Source organism: Commensalibacter sp. M0268 (assembly GCF_016101925.1).
Taxonomy (GTDB): Bacteria; Pseudomonadota; Alphaproteobacteria; order Acetobacterales; family Acetobacteraceae; genus Commensalibacter; species Commensalibacter melissae.
On the sequence record NZ_JACFPQ010000001.1, the window covers coordinates 651,922 to 670,948 of the forward strand.

The 19,027-nt window shown below is 37.6% G+C and carries 18 protein-coding genes and 1 tRNA gene; 14 read left to right on the top strand and 5 right to left on the bottom strand.

The genetic code is table 11. The annotated features are described in order from the left end of the window. Nucleotides 1-24 precede the first annotated feature (24 nt). The 5 genes from H3R28_RS02930 (at nt 25) to H3R28_RS02950 (ending at nt 4,109) form a co-directional block, all read left to right on the top strand. Entirely contained in the window at nt 25-813 is a 789-nt protein-coding gene (locus tag H3R28_RS02930) for an N-formylglutamate amidohydrolase (protein WP_198208869.1), read from the top strand. Beyond that, nucleotides 753-1,649, top strand: coding sequence for a shikimate dehydrogenase (locus H3R28_RS02935; protein WP_370552813.1), 897 nt, complete (start codon nt 753-755; stop codon nt 1,647-1,649). The genes H3R28_RS02930 and H3R28_RS02935 overlap by 61 nt, the downstream gene beginning before the upstream one ends. Nucleotides 1,650-1,658: 9 nt before the next feature. Continuing rightward, a complete protein-coding gene (gene coaE, locus H3R28_RS02940) occupies nt 1,659-2,255 on the top strand; it encodes a dephospho-CoA kinase (protein WP_198208867.1) in 597 nt (198 codons plus the stop codon). Further along, nucleotides 2,252-2,947, top strand: a complete 696-nt coding sequence (gene dnaQ / locus H3R28_RS02945; protein ID WP_155571953.1) for a DNA polymerase III subunit epsilon — start codon at nt 2,252-2,254, stop codon at nt 2,945-2,947. Before coaE ends, dnaQ begins: the two co-directional genes overlap by 4 nt. A gap of 136 nt (nt 2,948-3,083) precedes the next feature. Further along, entirely contained in the window at nt 3,084-4,109 is a 1,026-nt protein-coding gene (locus H3R28_RS02950) for a lipid A deacylase LpxR family protein (RefSeq protein ID WP_198208865.1), read from the top strand. A 7-nt stretch (nt 4,110-4,116) separates the two neighbouring features. Here H3R28_RS02950 and H3R28_RS02955 read toward each other — a convergent pair whose 3' ends face one another. After that, nucleotides 4,117-5,496, bottom strand: coding sequence for an MATE family efflux transporter (locus H3R28_RS02955; RefSeq protein WP_155580450.1), 1,380 nt, complete (start codon nt 5,494-5,496; stop codon nt 4,117-4,119). Nucleotides 5,497-5,588: 92 nt separating this feature from the next. Here H3R28_RS02955 and cysS point away from each other — a divergent pair, with 92 nt between their 5' ends. After that, the gene (gene cysS, locus H3R28_RS02960) at nt 5,589-6,944 is read left to right on the top strand and encodes a cysteine--tRNA ligase (protein ID WP_198209494.1); all 1,356 of its coding nucleotides are present in this window, start codon (nt 5,589-5,591) and stop codon (nt 6,942-6,944) included. Then, the gene (locus tag H3R28_RS02965) at nt 6,941-7,708 is read left to right on the top strand and encodes an RNA methyltransferase (protein ID WP_196424250.1); all 768 of its coding nucleotides are present in this window, start codon (nt 6,941-6,943) and stop codon (nt 7,706-7,708) included. Before cysS ends, H3R28_RS02965 begins: the two co-directional genes overlap by 4 nt. A gap of 5 nt (nt 7,709-7,713) precedes the next feature. Here H3R28_RS02965 and H3R28_RS02970 read toward each other — a convergent pair whose 3' ends face one another. Beyond that, nucleotides 7,714-8,244 carry an HdeD family acid-resistance protein gene (locus tag H3R28_RS02970; protein WP_110438050.1) on the bottom strand — a complete coding sequence of 177 codons (531 nt, stop codon included), beginning with the start codon at nt 8,242-8,244 and terminating at the stop codon, nt 7,714-7,716. Nucleotides 8,245-8,416: 172 nt separating this feature from the next. Here H3R28_RS02970 and H3R28_RS02975 point away from each other — a divergent pair, with 172 nt between their 5' ends. The 3 genes from H3R28_RS02975 (at nt 8,417) to H3R28_RS02985 (ending at nt 11,843) form a co-directional block, all read left to right on the top strand. After that, nucleotides 8,417-9,343, top strand: a complete 927-nt coding sequence (locus H3R28_RS02975; protein WP_198208864.1) for an SEL1-like repeat protein — start codon at nt 8,417-8,419, stop codon at nt 9,341-9,343. 243 nt (nt 9,344-9,586) lie between these two features. Beyond that, nucleotides 9,587-10,204 (top strand): 30S ribosomal protein S4, encoded by a 618-nt coding sequence (gene rpsD / locus H3R28_RS02980; RefSeq protein WP_155566844.1) that lies wholly within the window; start codon nt 9,587-9,589, stop codon nt 10,202-10,204. A gap of 91 nt (nt 10,205-10,295) precedes the next feature. Continuing rightward, nucleotides 10,296-11,843 carry a peptide chain release factor 3 gene (locus H3R28_RS02985; RefSeq protein ID WP_198208862.1) on the top strand — a complete coding sequence of 516 codons (1,548 nt, stop codon included), beginning with the start codon at nt 10,296-10,298 and terminating at the stop codon, nt 11,841-11,843. Here H3R28_RS02985 and H3R28_RS02990 read toward each other — a convergent pair whose 3' ends face one another. After that, nucleotides 11,844-12,545: an NUDIX hydrolase gene (locus H3R28_RS02990; protein ID WP_198208860.1), complete on the bottom strand. Its 702-nt coding sequence runs from the start codon at nt 12,543-12,545 to the stop codon at nt 11,844-11,846. It lies immediately after the preceding gene. Between the two features lie 35 nt (nt 12,546-12,580). Then, nucleotides 12,581-12,654 (bottom strand) — tRNA-Gln (locus tag H3R28_RS02995). A 192-nt stretch (nt 12,655-12,846) separates the two neighbouring features. On the opposite strand from H3R28_RS02995, the gene H3R28_RS03000 reads away from it, so the two are divergent. The 4 genes from H3R28_RS03000 to H3R28_RS03015 all read left to right on the top strand — a co-directional run bounded on the left by H3R28_RS03000 (nt 12,847) and on the right by H3R28_RS03015 (nt 17,599). Next, on the top strand, nt 12,847-13,845 hold the full coding sequence (locus H3R28_RS03000; RefSeq protein WP_122123623.1) for a Ppx/GppA family phosphatase: 999 nt from the start codon (nt 12,847-12,849) through the stop codon (nt 13,843-13,845). A gap of 36 nt (nt 13,846-13,881) precedes the next feature. After that, nucleotides 13,882-14,601: an RlmE family RNA methyltransferase gene (locus H3R28_RS03005; protein ID WP_198208858.1), complete on the top strand. Its 720-nt coding sequence runs from the start codon at nt 13,882-13,884 to the stop codon at nt 14,599-14,601. Between the two features lie 179 nt (nt 14,602-14,780). Continuing rightward, complete coding sequence (gene guaB / locus H3R28_RS03010) at nt 14,781-16,265, top strand: IMP dehydrogenase (RefSeq protein ID WP_155565499.1); 1,485 nt, start codon at nt 14,781-14,783, stop codon at nt 16,263-16,265. Between the two features lie 38 nt (nt 16,266-16,303). After that, entirely contained in the window at nt 16,304-17,599 is a 1,296-nt protein-coding gene (locus H3R28_RS03015) for an RsmB/NOP family class I SAM-dependent RNA methyltransferase (RefSeq protein WP_198208855.1), read from the top strand. Here H3R28_RS03015 and H3R28_RS03020 read toward each other — a convergent pair. Continuing rightward, entirely contained in the window at nt 17,596-18,840 is a 1,245-nt protein-coding gene (locus H3R28_RS03020; protein ID WP_155565497.1) for a sodium:proton antiporter, read from the bottom strand. The genes H3R28_RS03015 and H3R28_RS03020 overlap by 4 nt on opposite strands. Nucleotides 18,841-19,027: the final 187 nt, after the last annotated feature.

A 19,027-nucleotide genomic window follows, 5' to 3' on the forward strand; every position in this document is an offset into this window, starting at 1 on the left:
GAACCCAACAAACTGACTGCGTTTATGTTTTACAATTCAAAATCATCCAGTATTTTATCAGTCAATGATCCTGATCCTGTGAATATGATAAACCGGCATTCGATTTCACCCTTTTTGATTATTTGTGATCATGCAGGGAAATTCATTCCTGAAAAACTAAATAACCTTGGATTGGAGCCAAATGATCTTGAGCGACATATTGCTTTTGATATTGGAATAAAAGGGGTAGGAAAAAAACTTGCAAAAAAATTAAATGCCACGTTAATTCTTCAAAACTATTCAAGACTTGTCATTGATTGCAACAGAAATCCAAATCATGAAAACCTGATTATTGAAATTAGCGATAAAACAGTTATAAAAGGTAATCTTGATTTGTCTGATAAGGAAAAAAAATCACGTGTTTCATCAATTTACAATTCCTATCATGCTTGTATTGAACAGGATATTGAACGTCGACAAAATGCGCAGATTTCAACGTGTTTAATAGCGCTGCACAGTTTTACACCTCAAATGGATAATATTGAAAGACCCTGGCATGCGGGTATTTTGCATGATCGTTATCCGGAATTCGGATTAATATTCAAAAAATATCTTGAGCAATATTATGAATTTCCAATTGGAGATAATGAACCCTATCGATTAAATGAGAAGAATGATTATTCTGTACCTTGTCATGCGTTTGGAAGAAAATTGCCATATTTGGAACTGGAGATTCGACAGGATTTAATAATATCGGAAATTCAGCAAAGGGAATGGGCGGATCGTCTGGCTTACTTATTGCCACTGACTTTACAGGAATACGGAAAACGATGAATATTATAACAGGAAAAGCTAAAGTTGCTGCGGTTCTTGGGTGGCCAGTTGAACATTCCCGATCCCCCCTGCTTCATAATTTTTGGTTGAAACGGTATGGAATTGATGGGGTTTACATTCCTCTGGCCGTTAAGCCTGAAAATTTCAAAAAAGTCATAATTGGCCTGTCAGCTTCGGGGTTTAAAGGATGCAATATAACCATCCCCAATAAAGAAATTGCCTTTTCATGTTGTGATGAGGTTGATGAAATTGCAAGGAAAATAGGTTCTGTCAATACCTTGACTTTTAAAAATGACGGTAAGATATTTGGCACTTCTACAGATGGTGCTGGTTTTATAGAATCCCTTAGAGATCATAACATCAGAATTAAAAATTGTAATGTACTAATACTTGGAGCAGGTGGGGCTGCACGTTCGGTTATTTCATCGCTGGCCCATGAGAAAGCGAAGATTACAATAGCAAATCGCACAAATTCCAGGGCATTGCAGCTTGCTCAAGATCTTGGGACAGGTAATGTCATCGCATGGGATACCTGGACATCTTTATTGGGTCAATATGACTTACTGGTAAATACTACCTCTTTGGGAATGGAAGGGAAAGAAAGTTTTGATTTTGATCTATCCAAAGCAAAATCAGGTTTGGTTGTTACGGATATTGTCTATGTTCCTCGTTTAACCCCTTTGTTAAAAGTGGCAAAAGAATTCAATTTGAAGACCATTGAAGGATTGGGAATGCTGCTTCACCAGGCCCGTTTCGGTTTTCGCGAATGGTTTGGAGTGGATCCCAAGGTTGATTCCGAGACAATCGAATATGTTGCCAAAACAATTAGAGAATAATATTTCATTATGAAGATATTGGGCGTAACAGGTGGAATGGGTATGGGTAAAACCACGGTATGTTCCCTGTTGCGTAAAGAGAGTTTCCCAGTTTTTGATGCTGACCATGTTGTGCATCAATTACAGGGATCTGATGGTAAAGCTTTACCACTTCTTGCCAAAGCTTTTCCCGGGTCAGTGCATGACAATATACTTGATCGATCCTATTTGAGGAAATTAATTTCACAGGATCGGAATAATCTAAAAAAAATTGAAAACATTATTCTTCCATTGGTTGATATGGAACGAAAAAAATTCATCCAATTTTGGCAGGGAAAAAGAAAATTATGGTGTGTATTGGATATTCCCTTACTGTTCGAAAAAAAGATAGATCAAGTATGCACCAAAACTCTTTTGGTTAATGCACCAAAGCAAATTCAAAAAATACGCATTATCAATCGAGGTGGAATTTCATGGCAACAGGCTGAAATACTTATTTCCCATCAGCTTCCCAATAGTTTGAAATGTCAATGGGCGGATAGGGTTATTCAAACAGGATTGAATAGGGCATATACTTACATTCAGGTAAAGCGCTTGGCTATATTAATGAAGAAAGATCAATTATGAAAAAAAGGTCTGTCCTTTTTGATACAGAAACAACAGGTGTCAATCCAGATAATGGCGATCGAATTATAGAAATTGCCGCAATAGAGTTAATCAATGACTTGCCAACAGATAATTTTTATCATGTTTTGATTGATCCAGAGCGAGATATTCCTGTTGAGGCAACACGAATTCATGGATTTACAATTGAAGATCTGCAAGGTAAGCCAAAATTCAAGGATATTGCTGACGAGTTTCTGAATTTTATTCAAAATGATCCCCTGATCGCGCATAATGCACCGTTTGATTTTAAATTTGTAAATTCAGAACTGAAATATATCAATCGTCCAACATTATCTCTGGACAGAATGGTTGATACCTTACAAATTGCCCGCGCTCAATATCCATCCTCGCCAAATAGCCTGGATGCATTATGTCGACGGTTTTCAATAGATTTGTCAGAACGCACAACACATAACGCGTTGTTGGACTGTAAATTATTGTCAGAGGTGTATATTCAGCTTACGGGAGGCCGTCAGAGAGGATTGAGCTTTGATAATCAAACAAAGGAAAAAATAAGAAAAACCTATAAAAAAAATCATATTCATCAACCCGTTTTCATGAAAGCCACTGAAAAAGAATTGAAGATTCACAAGGAATTTTTGAATGAGAAAATACCAAATGCCTTATGGAATCATTTTATGGATAAAAATTGATTATTCAATAATTTAATTTGTGAATAGGTTGCATATTAAGAAAATAATCTTTTATTTTAATATACTATATTCAAATTTTGTTTTTTGATTTTATAAGTTTAGGTTAAATAGAATATTTAGAGTCAAAAGGTTGAAAATGGGCAAACGGGATCATTTGTCATTAACAAATTTATTATCATGTTTTTCCATCTATTCAATGGGTTTATTCTATTCTCATCCTTCTTTTTCAACACCAAAACAAGATCCATATAATACCCTAACAATACAATGGGAAAATGATGCAGCCTCAACCTTGAAAGGAACGTCTGATCAATATTATACAAACGGACTTAGAATAGGGTGGACATCTCCTACTGACACGTTGCCTCAACCTGTTGCGGATATGAACACGTTTCTTTTTGGAAAGGGAATGCAACGAATTCATTGGGGATTGCAGCAGTCGATATTTACACCACGTGATACTCAATCGAGCCAGAGATTGCCACATGATCGACCTTATGCTGGGGTTTTATTAACAACCGTTAATCTTATAAGTGACACGGATGATACGAGGAGTGTGTTTGGTATTCAAGCCGGTGTTTTAGGCCCCGGAGCTATGGGACGTCAGGTTCAAAATGGTTTTCATGCCATTACTGGGGATCACAGAAACCGTGGCTGGCACAACCAGTTAAAGAGTGTGCCCGTTTTTCAGGTTCAAATGGGTAGAACATGGAGATTTCTCGCAGGGCATGCTGGACCGGTTGATTTTGATATCTTACCTTCAGCTAATGGTGCAATGGGGATTTATAGAATTTATGGGCAAATCGGTTCCCTATTCCGTTTTGGACAGGGTCTTGAAAGTGATTTCGGACCTGCAAGAATTGGTTCGGGAAATGACGGTACTGATGCCTATGTTGGAACCCGTTTTGTTAACTGGTATTTATTTGGTGGTGTAGATGGTCAGGCTGTAGCCTATAATGCTACTTTGCAAGGGGATCCCTCTAAATCACATGCGCAACATGTTTCAAAAAGATCAGATGTTGGCGAAATTCTTGCAGGGGCCGCTTTAATTATCAAAGGATATAAAATCGCTTATACCCAAACTTGGCAGACCCAAGAATTCAGGGGACAAAAAAGTGGATTATTTAATTATGGATCTGTTTCCGTATCCTTTAAATTTTGATTTTTTTCTAACGTAAGGCACGTTCCATTATTCTGCTTGGGCGATAGGTAAGATAATAAAAACGTGCTGTTGCCAATACAGCAATAACAGCAAGGCCAATAGCCATGCCTGTCCACAATCCTGGTGCTTTATAGTTCAATGAAAATGCAAACCAACCACTCAGTGTATATCCAATTACCCAATAGCTTATCAAAGCAAAGATCATTGGGATTGTGGTATCTTTCAATCCGCGTAATGCACCCATCGCAACGCCTTGCATACCGTCAACAATCTGGAAAAGAGCAACAATTTTCAATATAACGATCGCAATTTCAATTGTTGATTGATTACTGACTGAATGAATATCAATAAAAAGGCTGACAATGGTTTTCGGGAAAATGAAAATGATTATACCAATCAGCCCCATAAAAACAGAACCAAGACCGATAGATAAAAAACCTGAATTTTTCGCATACAAAGGTTTTTGAGCGCCAACCCAATAACTTACCCGAACATTGGCGGCCTGAGAAATGGCAAGGGGTATCATGAACGTAAAAGTGGCAAAGCTGTTGGCAATTTGATGGGCGGCAAGTGCATCGGTTCCTAGTAGTCCTGCCCGGAAAGAAGTTGCAAGGAAAAGAAGCATTTCAGCTGCTGAACTGACACAGATGGGCAACCCCAGACGCATCAAGGGTAAAAGCAAGGATAAATCAATTTTAAAAGGATAAAGATATTGTTTTAAATTCTTTTTGCAATGGGTTACTCCGATAAATAAAATTGTTGAAACCCACAAAGTAATTGTGCTGCCAATTGCTGAACCATACAAGCCCATTTTAGGGGCGCCCCATAAACCATAAATAAAGGCTGCATTTAACAAGGCGTTGATAATTGTAGTTAAAGGTGTTATTTGCAAAAGAATTTTCGAGGCATTAAAAGCTGGTAAAACAACTCTTATTAAACCTGTTCCAACAAGAACAGGGGGCATACCCCATAAGAGAATATCCATAAAATGACTGGATTTTGCAATCATATCAGGATTTTCACCTGTCCACATCAATATAAAGTTTGTTGATTTCAAAAGAAAATAGCAGGGAATACAGAGAATTAATCCAAATATATAGGTTGTCCAATAAATTTTGGATATCTGAGAAATTCTTTTTGATCCTATATATTCAGCAATTAAAATTGCAGCTGAACTCAACGCCGATTGCAAAACAACACAAACAGTAAAAAATAACTGTGTTGTAAATCCACCGATTGCTAAGGTTTCTTTATCGACTTTTCCCAATAAAATCGTATCGGTTACACCCATAGCCATTTGACATAGTTGGGCAAATGCGATTGGTATGGCAATAAAAAAGATCGCAAAAAGTTCTTTTTTCAGAAAAGCTGGTTGAGAAAGTTGCATTATATTTATTTATGACTAATAAAGAATAAAGATTTAATTTATTGAGTGTTGTTTGGACACAATCGAATACAGGATATGAACAAGGTAAAACAATGAATAAGCCAGAAATTTCTCTATATGACAGTCGTCATCATAAAATTTTACCTTTTAAACCATTAGATTCTTTAAATATCCGTTTATATTTTTGTGGCCCTACAGTATACGATTTTTTACATATTGGCAATTTGCGTGCAATGTTAACAGCCGATATTTTGGTAAGATTGTTGCGGAAAATTTATCCTAAAGTGACTTATGTACGTAATATTACGGATGTTGATGATAAGATAAATGCCCGTGCCAGAGCCAATCATGAATCTATTCAAGCATTGACCTGTCGAACGATTGAAGAATTTCATAAAGATATGGCTTCAATGTTTATCTTGCCCCCTGATATTGAACCAAAAGCTACAGAACATATTGAAGACATACAAGAGATGATTATCAGTCTTGTCAGTCAGGGATATGCCTATGAAGCTGATGGTCATGTTCTTTTCTCTGTCCATCAATACAAGAAATATGGGAGTTTATCGGGCCGCAATCCAGATGAATTGCTGGCTGGGGCAAGAGTTGAGATCGCGACCTACAAAAAAAATCCCGGTGATTTTGTGTTATGGAAACCTTCAAATGAGGATGAACCAGGATGGGATAGTCCTTGGGGAAAGGGTAGGCCAGGCTGGCATATTGAATGTTCTGCAATGTCCCATCGTTACCTTGGTGAAAATTTTGATATTCATGGCGGTGGTCAGGATCTGATTTTTCCCCACCACGAAAATGAATGTGCACAAAGTCTATGTTGTTTTCCAGGCAGTCAGTTTGCCAATTATTGGCTACATAATGCCATGTTGTTGGTAAATGGTGAAAAAATGTCCAAGTCTCTGGGCAATTTTTTTACAATACGGGAAATATTGACAAAGCATAATCCAGAAGCATTACGGTTATTATTATTGCAATCTCATTACCGTTCTGTTTTGAATTTCACTGATGAAGCCTTAAAAGATGCTAAAAAGGTTATGGATCGTTTCTATCGCGCCTTGTTGCCTTATGAACAGAATTCTAATTCAGAAATGGATTTACCAGAATTAGTCATGGATGCTTTGGCAAATGATTTAAACACACCCCAAGCTTTGGTGTATATGCATCAACTTGCAGATAAAGCCTTACAAGGTGATGAACATTCTGCCTTAAAATTGAAACGGGCGGGTCAACAGCTTGGCTTGTTTAATAGTCTACCAACTCAATGGTTTCAAGATATTGATAATGAAGATGAGATTAAGATCTTAATTCAAGAAAGAAATAATGCAAAAAAATCGAAAGATTTTATCAAGGCGGATAAAATACGTGACCAGCTCAAAGTTCAGGGTATCTTATTGGAAGACAGTCCACAAGGTACGACATGGAGAAAAATATGACAGGTCGTGATGGTGGTGCTGATTTGATTCCAGTTGGAAATACACCTGTCGTTATTTTGGTTCGCCCACAGCTTGCTGATAATATTGGCAGTGTAGCTCGAGCGATGGCGAACGGGGGATTGTTCCATTTGCGGTTGGTGGCCCCGCGAGATGGATGGCCACAGCCAAAAGCCTGGAGAGCAGCATCTGGTGCAGACCGTTTATTGGATCATACAAAAGTTTTCGATACGGTAGAAGCCGCTGTTGCGGATTTACAGCATGTTTTTGCAACCTGTCCCAGACCTCGTCAAATTATCAAACCTTTATTAACGGCGCGTGGTGGCGCATGTGAAATGCGGGAAATGACCAATCGTGGATTGAAGATCGGTATTTTGTTTGGGCCAGAGCGGACCGGGTTGGAAAATGAGGATTTTGTTCAGACTGATTATTGGATCCGTTATCCCTTGGATCCAAGATTCATGTCATTGAATTTATCACAAGCCGTTATGATTATGGCTTATGAGTGGTGGATGTCCACTGAAGAAACACCGGAGCGCCAGTTGCAGACTAACAAAACGCATATCGCTACTAAAGGAGAGCTGAATAATTTTATGAATCATTTGATCAGAGAGCTTGATCATTGTGGATTTCTACGCAATCAGGAAAAACGGCCAGGAATGATTCGTAATCTGTATCATCTTTTTCAAAGGGGGGAAGTGACAGAACAGGAATTACGAACCCTTCATGGTGTTGTGGCGGAATTGGTTAAGGGCCCCATGAAATAATTAAATTATTTGATTTGGGATTTGAGCGTAAAGCCAAGTTGCAACCATGCAGTTCCATTGAAGATAAGGTCAAAACCAACCATGAATCCGATAAACCACAGGCCGTTTATTGGATTGACAAAAAGAATAAATCCTAAAATCAAGCCAAGAATACCACTGAATACCAACAACCCCCATCCTTTGGTATTTTTATTGTTAAAGGCAATCATAAGACGCATGATTCCACCAAAACAAAAACAAATACCAAGAAAAATGGTAATTATAACCGAACCATTAACAGGTTCACGAATCAATAATATACCGCCAATAAGATAAATGATACCGCATAGGGCTGACCAGAGAAAACTGCTCCAATCTTTAAGATAACAGGCGTGAATGAGTTGGGCCAAACCTGTAATAATTAATAAAATTCCAATAATTATAACCATTGCAATTGTTACAAAAACCGTGTCAATTAGGCACAGAATGCCGGTAATCAAACACAATATTCCCAATCCTACGAACCATTTCCATTTTTGGGCTATTAATTGATCCATTATGATCTCCGAAAAAATATTTTATAATTTTGTAAAGCGGTTAATTGTAGTTAGTTTAATTTTTTTTATGAAATTAATCTATTTATTTATTAATAAAATCAGTCATAATTTGGTATGAACAGATAGTTAACGATATTTTTTTATTTCATTTTATAAATCATTAAGGTTCATAATGAAAAACATTATTGTTATTCTTGCCGCTACTTTTTTTATATGTACATATCCTGTTCGTTCCCATGCATATGAAAGCCATTTATCATACTGGTTCGGTCAATTTGAAAAAATTCTCTATCTACCCTCTGCTGAATATTGTTACAGGTTAGGTGTAATTTATTTAACGGGTAAAGGGGTTCAGAAAAACGATAGATTAGCCCTTATATTTTTTACACAATCTGCCAGCGGAGGATTTGCGCCAGCACAATTTGTTTTAGGTCGGTTTTATGCCTTGGGTGTTATTGTGCCGCAAGATTATAATAAAGCGATTGAATGGTTTAACTATTCCGCAGGACAGGGGAATGCTGAAGCGCAGTTTTATTTAGGTAATTTGTATCAGAATGGTGAAGGGATTGAGCAGAATTATGACAAGGCGTTTGATTATTTTCATAAGGCTGCTTTGCAAGGGAATCTAATGGCTCAATCCGCTCTTGGAATTATGTATTTAGAAGGTAAGGGATGTAAAAAAGATTTTTCCAAAGCCTTTCAATGGACCCGTAAATCTGCAGAACAAGGAAATAGTTTTGCCCAATATATCCTGGGATCATTGTATGATACAGGTAAAGGCACAGATTTAGATTATTTCAAGGCGAAAGAATTGTATCAGAAGTCAGCTGATCAGGGATACGAGGGCGCCTTATACAAGTTGGGAACAATGTATGAAGCGGGTCACGGTGTATTACAAGATTTTCAGACGGCTCTTTTCTATTATCATAAAGCTGCAGATCAAGAAAATACGGATGCCCAATTGCGACTTGGGGAAATATATCATGAAGGGAAGTTGGTTCCTCAAGATGAGGCCGCGGCAAAAGAGTATTTTAAACAATCATGTTTAAATAGATCTCAAAAAGGCTGCGACAAATATCGGTTGTTGAATACGAAATAATTTTTAAATTTTTTTTAATATTATTCAAACTGTTAATTATTTGACAATTCATTAAAGTTTGAATATATAGGCTTCTACTGCCAGAAAAGTGGTTTATTTTTATCCAAAGAAGTGATGAGGTTACTTTGTATCAAATATAAACCCGTCTTTGATGCGAGTTAAAGAACTACTGGTACAATAAAATCTAATATTGCTTTACCTCAATGCGATATTTAACATATATAAAGAAAGATATTTAGACGTATGAGTAAGCGTTTACAAAGCAAATATAAAATTAACCGTCGTTTAGGGGTTAATTTGTGGGGACGTGCTAAATCACCGGTTAACAAGCGTGAATATGGTCCTGGTCAACACGGTCAACGCCGCCGTGCAAAGCCTTCCGATTTTAGCGTTCAGTTAATGGCTAAACAAAAACTCAAGGGATATTACGGAAATATCAGTGAAAAGCAATTCCGTCGTTATTACGCTGAAGCATCTCGTCGTAAAGGTGATACTTCTGAAAACTTGATCAATTTGTTGGAACGTCGTTTGGATGCTGTAGTTTATCGGTTAAAATTTGCATCCACTCCATTTGCTGCACGTCAGTTCATTAACCATGGACATGTTTTAGTAAATGGCAAGCGTGTTAATATCCCATCATATTCTTTAAAAGATAATGATGTTGTTGAAGTTAGGGAAAGATCAAAACAACTTGCCATTGTACTGGATGCAGTTCAAAGTAAAGAACGGGATATTCCTGAATATTTAGAGGTTGATCATCGTCAAATGAAGGGTTCATTTGTTCGTACGCCAAAATTAAATGATGTTCCATATCCTGTAACTATGGAACCCAATTTGGTTGTCGAGTTTTATTCTCGTTAATCACATTTTATTTTTATACAAAAATGCCGAGCAATTTTTTTGCTCGGCTTTTGTGCGTTTATTGTTTTCAATATAAATTTAGGTCTGCTTGATGTTAGATACAGTTCAGAGTCTGGATAAAGAAATTTCCCGTCGTCGCACTTTCGCTATTATTTCCCATCCTGATGCGGGTAAGACGACTTTGACTGAACGTATATTGCATGCTGGTGGGGCTATACAGATGGCGGGAAATGTCCGTGCTAAAAGGGAACAGCGTCGAACTCGTTCGGACTGGATGAATATTGAAAAGGATCGCGGTATTTCAGTTGTAACTTCTGTTATGACGTTTGAATATGGTGGTTGCATTTTTAACTTGTTGGATACGCCTGGCCACGAAGATTTTTCTGAAGATACATACAGGACTTTGACGGCTGTTGATGCCGCAGTTATGGTTATTGATGCGGCAAAAGGGATTGAGGCAAGAACACGGAAACTTTTTGAAATTTGTCGTTTGCGCGATATACCGATTGTAACCTTTATCAACAAGATGGACAGAGAATCTCAGGATCCTTTTGAATTGCTAGATGAAGTGGCCTCTACACTGGCTCTTGAAACAACACCTTTAACATGGCCTGTGGGACGGGCTGCCAAATTTTTGGGTGCTTATGATGTTCGGAAACAAACCATGCGCCTAAAAGAGGGAATTCCAGAAACAGATGATCGTGTTATAGCATTAAAAGAAGAAGTGGAATTGGTTAAGGCTGCTCTGCCGGAATTTAATATTGATGATTTTAAGGCAGGTTTTTTAACTCCGGTTTTTTTTGGAAGTGCGATTAAGGAATTGGGGGTTCATGATCTTTTGGATGCATTGGTTGAATTTGGCCCAAGTCCACGAAATCAGGAAAGTGATCAACGTCTGGTGGCGGCAAATGAACCATCAATGACTGCTCTTGTATTTAAAATTCAGGCAAATATGGATCCAAATCATCGGGATCGTATCGCCTTTGCCCGTATTTGTTCTGGACGTCTAGAACGAGGTATGAAATTGAAACATACCCGTACAGGAAAAACTTTTGCGTTACATACCCCTCAGTTTTTCTTTGCACGAGACAGACAATTGGCAGAGGAGGCTTTTGCGGGAGATGTTGTTGGAATTCCCAATCATGGCACATTACGTATTGGAGATACCTTGACGGAAGGAGAGGAGCTTCAGTTTACAGGAGTACCCTATTTTGCCCCTGAAATACTACGACGGGTTCGCCTTGCTGATGCGATGAAAGCCAAGAAATTAAAACAGGCATTAATTGAGCTTGCAGAAGAGGGCGTTGTCCAGCTTTTTAAACCACAGGACGGGTCTTCGCCTATTGTTGGTGTGGTTGGAATATTGCAACTTGATGTCTTACAGACGCGTTTGAAACATGAGTACGGCGTTGAAATAGGATTTGATACTGTATCTTTTACACAGGTCCGTTGGCTTGAGGGTGAAAAAAACAAAATTGAGAAATTTATTAATTCCAACAAAAGTGCCATTGCTGATGACATAGACGGAGATCCAGTATTTCTGGCCACTTCTGAATTCATGATGCAACGGACTGTTGAAATGCAAAAAGACTTAAAATTTCATGATATCAAACAGATCGGCATTGTTAAAAACAGCTAGTCATATCCTATTATTATCTTTATAGCTGGCCTTGATTAAATATCTGGTGGATGGAATTATTGGTTTAGGTAAAAGGGTTAAATCGGATATGCATATAAGTTCATCATATTCTGAGTTGCCTTTTTTTTGCCAATAATTATATATTTGTTGAAAATTCAAGTGTGTTTTCAGCATTATTCCGATATCGATTATTCCTTTTTCGGGATGTTGAGTTGCAATAAGAATGCGGCTATTTGAAAAAAAATCTTTTTTTAATCCAAGTTCTTCTCTTGCCTCCACAAATAATTGTTCATGCAAATTTACAGTTTTTTCTTCATGACGTGATTCCACGCTACCCGCAGGGGCACATTGCCAGTAATTGGGTAGATAAACGCTGTTACTGTTTCTTTTTCCAAGAATAAAACCATTATCGCAAAAAATTAAACCTGTTACAGCCAAAGGTTTAAGACAAAGAAATTCATTGAATTCCTTATTTTCCATTTGGGCCGAAACATATCTATATTCTGTCCAATATCCCGTTATTTGATGGGGGAATATCAAAGTAACGGTAAATACACGTCCATTAAACAATTTTGGGTATAATCTTTTTTTGGCAACCCATAAATTTTCAATCCGTTTTTCAAGATTTATAGATAATTCAGTTTTATAATCTATAAGTTTTACGGAACATTCTGGGTATAAAGCAAATGTTTTCCATTCCATTTTATTATCTTTGAATGTCATAACGGAAACATTTTTGGCTGGGAGACCTGGATTCGAACCAGGGCTGACCGGGTCAGAGCCGGTAGTTCTACCGCTAAACTATCTCCCAATATATTTAATGTGGATGCTTATATCATGTAAAAAATTATAAAACAAGGGTATGGTAAAATAAATTAATTACAAAAATTTTTAGTTATTTTAATAAAAAAATCCAAATTAATAATAAATTGTGTTAATATTAAGGAGCTATACAAAAAATAAGGAATTAACTTTGACTGGATAAAGTAATTAGGGCGTAAATATGTTTGCGGCATTGGATTTAGGCACAAATAATTGTCGTCTGCTGATCGTGTCATCTGATCGTGGCAGGTTGAGAATTGTTGACCATTATAATCGAGTAGTTCGATTGGGTGAGGGATTGTATGAAACAGGTCAGTTGAGTCAAGCTGCCATGGAACGTACAATGGTCGCGCTCCGACATTGTGCATCCAAAATTGAAGGTAAAAGATTTTCCGCCTTTTATGCTGTCGCTACCGAAGCTTGTCGACGCGCCTCAAATGCTGATCATTTTCTTAGTCAGGTTTTATATGAAACAGGACTGAACATTAAGGTTATTTCACCACGGGAAGAGGTTGAGCTGGCTTTGGCCGGCTGCAATTCATTTTTATATGACAATGTGTTGAAACGTAATAAGACCAAGGCACTATTATTTGATATTGGAGGTGGTTCCACTGAAATTGCATGGGTTAAAATTGATTTTGCGCGACGAAAATATATTTTGATTGGATGTTTCAGTATACCTGTTGGCATTCTTACGTTAAGAGAGCAATTCAATATTGCCACCTTGCAGAATTACTATCAAATGTTTGATTTTGTTTTATCCAAGGTCATGGAATTCGAGGCCATTCACCGTATTCAGGCAGAGATTGTAAGAAATCAGGTTCAATTCATAGGGGTAAGTGGAACTATAACCACCCTTGCAAGCATTTTGTTAAATCAAAACAAGTATAATCGTGCGGCGATTGATGGTTTGTCTTTGCAAACAGCCCAACTTAAGGAAATAATCAGGACTTTGCTAGATCAGAAATTCAAAGAGACTGAAATTCTTTCCGACCGATATAAAAAAAGAATTCATTATCTTTTACCTGGATGCGCAATATTTGATGCCATACATACCTTGTGGCCCGCCAATGACATTGTCGTTGCCGATCGGGGTATTCGGGATGGAATAATTGCCAAAATGACGACAAACAAGTTAAGAAACTATTATAAAAATCATCATTATTTGTTAAACCAGTAATAAATTTAATTAATCAGTATAATTAAAGTAAAAACTATGAATAAAGATAATGCGAATTCGAATTCGCGCAAAAAAAAGAAATCGCGTTTTGATACTGGATTGACGGTTACCTTAAAAAAAACAAAAGGACGTTCAACATCTCAACAAAGATGGTTGACGCGTCAGTTGAATGATCCTTATGTAAAAGCTGCGCAACAGCATGGCTGGCGGTCCCGTGCCGCTTATAAGCTAATAGAGTTAAATGATAAATTTCATTTTTTAAAAAAGGGAATAAAGGTTGTTGATCTGGGTGCAGCGCCAGGAGGATGGTCTCAGGTTGCGGTATATCACAAGGCATCCAAAGTTGTAGGTATTGATTTGTTGCAAGTTGAACCAGTTATGGGAGCTGATATTTTTCAGGGAGATTTTACAGAGCCCCATAATCTTGAAGTTTTACTGGATAAATTAGAGGGTAAGGCGGATCTGGTCATGTCTGATATGGCCCCTAATACGACAGGACATGCAGCAACGGATCATATAAGAATAGTTAATTTGACAAAACAGGCTTTGGACTTTGCAATAAAAATTTTAAATTTGAATGGAGTTTTCATTGCCAAAGTTTTCCAGGGGGGAAGTGAAAAATTGATGTTAAATAACCTCAAGCGATCCTTTAAAATTGTAAAACATGCAAAACCTCCAGCAAGTCGTAAGGAATCCAGAGAGTTATATGTGATTGCTACAGGGTTTAAAGGGAATAATTCCGAAGATAAATCGTGAATGTGTTGATAAAATTTCAAGGATAATTTGATTTTGTCACTATTTGACACAAAATTGATTTTTGACTTGTCTAATCACAATTTTTTAGGTATGAAGAATTGCCAATAATTGGAACCCGATTTTTTTCGGTTATCCCTTTTTATCTTTAATTTTCTAATTTTTAATAAAGGGTACCATAAATGGCACATTCTTCTATTTCCCAAAAACATATTCGAGAAGCCCTTGCTTTTGATGATGTTTTGATTATTCCAGCAAAATCTAATGTATTGCCTAATCAGGCTGATGTTCGGTCCAATTTGACCCGATCTATCCGTTTGAATATACCCTTGATTTCATCAGCCATGGATACAGTAACAGAATGTGCAATGGCCATTGCTATGGCACAAAATGGAGGAATAGGGGTTATTCATAAAAATCTATCCATTCAGGAACAGGCCAATCAGGTCAAGCAGGTAAAGCGCTTTGAATCGGGAATGGTGGTTGATCCGGTAACTGTTCATCCTGAACAGACTTTAGAAGAAGTCATTGCAACAATGAAACGCCATAACATAAGTGGACTCCCTGTTATTGAAAAAAATACGAATCGGCTTGTTGGTATTGTCACGCATCGTGATGTCCGGTTTGCAACAAATGCAAAACAACCCGTTGCGGAGTTAATGACAAAAGATAACCTGGTTACAGTCAAAGAGGGTGTGAGTCCCGATGAAGCTAAAAAACTGCTTCATCAAAATCGTATTGAAAAATTGCTTGTCGTTGATAAAAATGATTGTTGTGTCGGAATAATGACTGTCAAGGATATGGAAAAATCAGTCGTTTACCCTTTGGCCAACAAGGATCAATATGGTCGTTTACGTTGTGCTGCTGCCACAGGTGTTGGTGAGGACGGATATAAACGGGCTGTCACGCTTATAGAGGCTGGTGTTGACGTTTTGGTCGTAGATACGGCACATGGACATTCCCAGGGTGTTTTGGACTCGATAGGGCGCCTCAAGAAAAATTATGCTGACGTTCAAATTATTGCGGGAAATATTGCGACACCAGAAGGTGCTCAAGCATTGATTGATGTTGGCGCTGATGCAGTAAAAGTTGGAATTGGTCCAGGTTCAATTTGTACAACCCGTGTTGTTGCAGGGGTAGGAGTTCCCCAATTTTCGGCAGTAATGGAAGTGTCTGAAATTTGTCATGCTGCCAATATTCCTTTAATAGCAGATGGTGGAATTCGCACGTCTGGCGATATTGTTAAAGCTATCGGTGCGGGTGCAGATGTTGTCATGATTGGATCTTTACTGGCAGGTACAGATGAAGCCCCTGGTGAAGTATTTCTATATCAGGGACGTTCCTATAAATCATACCGCGGAATGGGAAGTCTTGGTGCCATGGCTCGTGGATCTGCTGACCGTTATTTTCAACAGGATATCAAGGAAAGCCATAAGCTTGTTCCTGAAGGCATTGAAGGGCAGGTACCATACAAAGGGGCGGCAGAAGGAGTTATACATCAGATGGTTGGCGGCTTGAAAGCAGGTATGGGATATACTGGCAATGCGACGATTGAAGAAATGAAAAAAAATGTTCAGTTCCGTAAAATTACGGGAGCGGGATTGAGGGAAAGCCATGTTCATGATGTTGTAATTACGCGTGAAGCGCCTAACTATCATCATAATTAAATAATAAATTTGTCTATCAGATATTTAAGTAAAGACGTATGACCCCTTCAGCACAAATTTCGGCAGTGATTGAACTGCTTTTAGCTATTCAGAAAGAAAAATATATTCCGGCAGATTCAACAGCCAATCGGTTTTTCAGGCGCCGCCGTTATATTGGAGGAGGGGATCGTCGTTTTATTTCAGGCAAAGTTTGGGAAATTTTACGTTGTTACCGAAAGTTGGAATGGTGGCTGAAAAGAATAGGTAGTCCGATCAATCCTCGTATGATGGTCGCAGCTTATTTGGTTTTGTCAGGAAATTCTATACCTAAAGTGCATAATTTTTATTCGGGTGAAAAATATGCGCCATTATTGTTGAATAGTAACGAAATTTTATATTTGCAATCTTTGGTAAACAAACCGTTTGTTTCCGATGAAATGTCCAAAGCGGTAATTTATGAAGTTCCAGATTGGGTATATCCTATCATAAATGGCCAATACGGGGATCAGACAGAAAAAGAACTTTCAACGTTGTTGGAACCAGCTACTCTTGATTTGCGCGTCAATTTTCTAAAAGTGGAAGATCGATATAAGGCTAGGGAGATTCTAGCATCTGAAAATATACAAACAGAATTAATGAATATTTCTCCATGGGGATTGAGAGCGCAAGGAAGACAATCCATAACATCCACAAATGCTTTCAAAAATGGTCTGATTGAAATTCAAGACGAAGGTAGCCAATTAATTGCACTCATGACCGGTGTTAAATCGTCAATGCGTGTCCTGGATTATTGCGCGGGAGCCGGAGGTAAAACGTTGGCTATGGCGATGATGATGGAAAATAAGGGGCATATTATTGCATCAGATATCTTTCCCGCTCGGTTAAATGCCGCTCAAAGTCGTTTGCGAAGGGCAGGTGTTTTTAATTGTGAAACCCATATTTTTGCTGAAGATGCAAAATGGTTAAAAAGGCGTGTTGAAAGTTTCGATCGTGTTTTGGTTGATGCACCTTGTAGCGGTACCGGAACTTGGAGACGTAATCCTGATGCGCGTTTAAGGTTTAAGGAAAATGATTTATTGGAACTTGTTGAAATACAGGCCCACATTCTTGATTCTGCAGCCAGAATGGTAAAAAAAGGTGGAAGGTTGATATATGCAACCTGTTCAATATTACGTCAGGAAAATCAAGATCAAATCAATAATTTTTTGGAAAGAAATAACAATTTTTCACTCGTAGAGCCTGATACGATTCCAGAATTGTTACCCGAAGAATTCATGAAGAAAACAAGTTTTCAATTAACACCAGCGCAAAATCAAACGGATGGTTTCTTTTGCACGGTTATGGTGAAGAATTAATTTATTTCTTTCCTGTAAAAATAATTAACAACATATTCCATGGTTAATCCCTGAATTAAAACGGTTAACACTACGCACCCATAACATATGAGCAAGATTTCATTTTTTGGAAATATATTGGGGAGAGATAAGGCTATTGCCAGGGAAATGCCTCCTCTTAGTCCTCCCCATGTTAGAATGGAAATCAAACCCTTCGGGTTTGAATCCTGATATAATAATACAAAACCACTTAGACTGAGGGCTATGAAACGTGTAATTGCCAGAAATGGAAAAGCCAGGAATGTGATAACCAGAATATGATAACTGAAAGGGATGATGACAATCTGCAACCCAATTATCAAAAATAGCATTGTGTTGAGGATTTCATCAATTACATGCCAGCAGTAAATAACCGAATCACTTTTTTCCGCAGGCTGTTTTTGAAGATGGTTACCGATCAATAAACCGCTTGCCACGACTGCAATGGGACCTGACATGTTAAGATCACTTGCGATAGAAAAGGTACCTGCCGCCAAAGCCAGTGAAAATAATATGGTAATTTCGTTGTGGGACAATCGTCTGATTATAAAAATAACAATGGTGGCCGTTATAATACCCAGAAGACCACTGCCAACAATCTCTTTTATGCTAATCAAGAATAGACTGGTTGTGGATGGGGTCTTTTGATGAATGATTACGGATAAAAATGTTGTAAAAGCAATTAAAGCTATACCATCATTGAAAAGACTTTCTCCAGCAAAAATTGCTTGTAACCGTTTGGAAAGGCCTAGTCTGCCGAACATACTGATAACTGAAACCGGATCTGTCGGGGCTATAATAGCGCCTAGGGTGAGACACCAGAGTAAAGAAATGGGAATAGAAAATAGATAAAACAGAACCCAAAAAACAAGACCGAGAAATAATATCGATAATAAAGTGCCAATAATTGTCAAGGAAGCAATATTATAGCGAGCTTTCCACAACTCATGTAATGAAATTTGCAAACTTCCTGCAAAAAGCAGAAATGCTAGAGCGCCATTGAGAAGCAAAGTGGGAAAATTGATTTGTGAGATAATTTTTTGTGCAAATGAATATCCGGAAACAAATGAAAGGAAATAATCCGAGATAAACAGGATTATTGAAAATATGAATGCGGCAATCATGATCCCTATGGTCATGGGAAGTTTGAGATATTTTAGATTAATTGCCCCGCAAATTGCGGTAAGAAGAAACAATAAAGAAATAAGGGTCAGGATACTCATGTTAATTTCCCTTTATTATCATAGATATAATTTTAGGGTAATTTGAGTTTAAGTAAATTATTTTTGAGCTATAAAATTAAAAATTTTTGTAATTTTTAGTTAAAAATTATTAAAAATTAACGTAATTTTGAGTATAAAGATACTAATCTCTAACTTCATCCTTATATGTAATAGGGATATGGTTTTA